The sequence below is a fragment of the Streptomyces sp. NPDC006687 genome, assembly GCF_040636215.1.
Taxonomy (GTDB): Bacteria; Actinomycetota; Actinomycetes; order Streptomycetales; family Streptomycetaceae; genus Streptomyces.
Genome location: NZ_JBEYJJ010000034.1, coordinates 1 through 2,860, shown reverse-complemented (window position 1 = coordinate 2,860; position 2,860 = coordinate 1). Strand labels below are relative to the sequence as shown.

Annotated in this window: 2 protein-coding genes; one reads left to right on the top strand and one right to left on the bottom strand. The window is 70.9% G+C overall.

All coding sequences use genetic code 11. The features are described 5' to 3' along the window. Positions 1-175 precede the first annotated feature (175 nt). Complete coding sequence (locus ABZ716_RS24620) at positions 176-1,162, top strand: aldo/keto reductase (protein ID WP_358961750.1); 987 nt, start codon at positions 176-178, stop codon at positions 1,160-1,162. A gap of 25 nt (positions 1,163-1,187) precedes the next feature. Here the strand turns inward: ABZ716_RS24620 and ABZ716_RS24615 are convergent, their stop codons facing one another. After that, positions 1,188-2,495, bottom strand: a complete 1,308-nt coding sequence (locus ABZ716_RS24615; RefSeq protein WP_358961748.1) for a hypothetical protein — start codon at positions 2,493-2,495, stop codon at positions 1,188-1,190. Positions 2,496-2,860: the final 365 nt, after the last annotated feature.

The following is a 2,860-nucleotide window of genomic DNA, read 5'->3' as shown; positions in this document are numbered from 1 at the left end:
TACTGCAGGGGGGACCCTGTGGGAGAGTAGGACGCCGCCGAACAATCATTGTGGGAAAGCCCCGCACCTTCTGGTGCGGGGCTTTTCTGCGTTCACGGGCCGGTTTCTTGACATGGAGTGCACTCCAAGACCTAGCGTCGTGGTGAGACGGTTTTCCAGCTCGGGAGGAACCAGAATGACCGACGTACGCATCCGGCACTTGGGCGAACTCGGGGTGTCCGCGCAGGGTTTGGGCTGCATGGGGATGAGCCACGGCTACGGCGACTCGGACGACGCCCAGTCGATCCAGACCCTGCACCACGCCCTCGACCTCGGGGTGACCCTTCTGGACACCGCCGACTTCTACGGCGCCGGGCACAACGAGGAACTCATCGGGCGGGCCATCGCCGGGCGCCGCGAAGGGGTGGTGGTCGCCACGAAGTTCGGCTTCGCCAGCCGGCTGGGCGAGCCGCCCGTCGTCCGGGGCGACGCCGCCTACGTACGCCAGGCGTGCGAGGCTTCCCTGCGACGCCTCGGGGTCGACCACATCGACCTCTACTACCAGCACCGGGTCGACCCGAAGGTGCCGATCGAGGAGACCGTCGGCGCCATGGCCGAGCTGGTCCAGGCCGGCAAGGTCCGCCACCTGGGACTGTCGGAAGCCGGCGCCGAAACGATCCGGCGGGCGCACGCGGTTCACCCGATCGCGGCGCTGCAGAGCGAGTGGTCCCTGTGGACGCGGGACCTGGAGGCCGAGGTCGTCCCGGTCTGCCGCGAGCTCGGCATCGGCCTGGTCCCGTTCGCCCCGCTCGGGCGGGGCTTCCTCACCGGCCGCTACCACTCGGTCGAGGGACTCGCGGAGAACGACGTACGCCGTACGCAGCCGAGGTTCGCCGACGGCAACCTCGACCGGAACCTGGCGATCGTCGCCAGGCTGGAGGAACTGGCCGCCGCCAAGGGCGTGACCACCGGCCAGCTCGCACTGGCCTGGGTCCAGCACCGCGGGCAGGACGTCGTACCGATCCCCGGCACCCGGCGCCGCCAGTACCTGGAAGAGAACCTCGCGGCTCTCGCCATCGAGCTGACCGCGGAGGACCTGGCGGCCATCGAGGCGGCAGCCCCGCAGGAACACATCGCGGGTGCCCGCTACGACGCGACGAGCCTGACGTACGTCAACAACTGAACGAGCCGGGCGAGAGACGGCCGGCTCAGTGCGGCTGCTCCTGGAGGACGGACACCGCCTCCTTGACGCGGCCCAGGGTGATGAGGTGCTCGGCCAGGTCGACGGCACTGCCCGGGAGGTGTGCGCCGAGGACGGCGGCGGCTTCCTCGGTGCGGCCGGAGTCGGCGAGGAGCTGCGCGAGGGACGTCGCCGCGTACCAGGTGTCGGCCTCCGGGTGGGCCCGTACGAGCGCGATGGCCTTCTCCCGCCGGCCGCAGGCGGCCAGCAGCGGGAGCCGCATCTCGAAGAAGGTCCATTCCTCGCCTCCCGTAAGGGACTTGAGGGCATCGAGGTAGGCCAGTCCGTCCTCGGCGCGGCCGTGAGCGGCGTACAGGGCGCACAGCTCACGGACCAGCCAGTCCTCTGCGCCGGCGGGGGGCGAGTCCGCGAGCGAGCGCAGGACCCCGATCGCCTCCGCCCGTCGGTCGTGCCGCTCCAGGAGGGCCGCGAGGCGTACCGCCTCGTACCGCCGGAGGGCCTGCGAGCCGCGCGGACTCCGGTAGACGGCGATGGCACCCTCCACGTCTCCGCGTTCCTCCAGGAGCTCGGCGAGACGCTGAGCGGCGCTCCCGAGTTCTCCGGCGTAGTGCCGTAGCTCCTCGGTCCGGCCGTGGCGGGCCAGGAGATCCGCCAGCTGCTGGTGGCCGTGGTCCGGGGAGTCGGCGGCGCCGGGACGCAGGAGGGCGATCGCCTCGTCGATGCGGCCCTGGCGTTCGCGGACCGCGGCCAGCAGGGACACGGCGTTCGCGGGGGCCAGGCCGGGCCGCGGGCCGGCCGGGTCCGTACTGCGGTGGGCCGCGTCGATACGGGCGGCCAGCAGTGCGGCGGCCTCCTCGTCCTGGCCCGCGACGCCGGCGACGTCGACCAGGGCGGTGGCGAGGAACTCGTCCCCCGCGTGGGGGAGGAGCAGGGCGAACGCCTCCCCGCTCCGGCCGTGCCGGGCCAGCAGGCGGGCGAAGACGGCCAGGGCCGGGCGGTCCCCGCTCTCGGCATAGGGGCGGACCAGGGCGATGGCCTCGTCGCCCCTTCCCCACCCCTCCAGCAGTCCGGCTCCGGCCTCGGCCGCCATCCACCAGCCCGTGGCGACGTAGGGAGTGATCACCTCCCACGCCTCCGCCCGGCGGCCCTGACCGTCGAGCCGACGCGCCAGCTCCCGCGCGCAGAACCACTCGCCCCGGCCGGCCTGGAACGCGACCTCCTCGGCATGGCCGAGGTCGAACATCCGGGAGACCAGGTGCGGGGGAATGCAGGGGGAGTGCGACCGGAACCGGCCGTCGAGCTCAGCAGCGTCCACGGGCACGCACCCTAGTAGCAGGCGAGGAGAGCCGGGGCCACCTCGTTTTGACACCTCTGGGGGGCGGCTGTAGAGTCAAACAGTTGCCTCGAGCTGGACAAGTTCGGCGACAACCCCCCGCAGGCCACGAGGAATCCGATTCCGTGTGGTGTGCACTCGACTCTTCATTCGGATCGTCGAAGCCGGAAATCCGGTGGAAAACTTCTGATAGAGTCGGAACCGCCGGAAAGGGAAAACGCGAAAGCGAAGGACCTGGAAAGCACCGAGGAAATCGGGCCCGAAAGGATCTGATAGACTCGGAACAGAACGAAAGCCCGGAGGAAAGCCCGAGAGGGTCAGTACAAAGGAAGCGTCCGTTCCTTGAG

Coding starts and splice junctions, on each gene's coding strand:
- ABZ716_RS24620 (WP_358961750.1), top strand. CDS start 176: ATGACCGACGTACGCATCCGGCACTTGGGCGAACTCGGGGTGTCCGCG.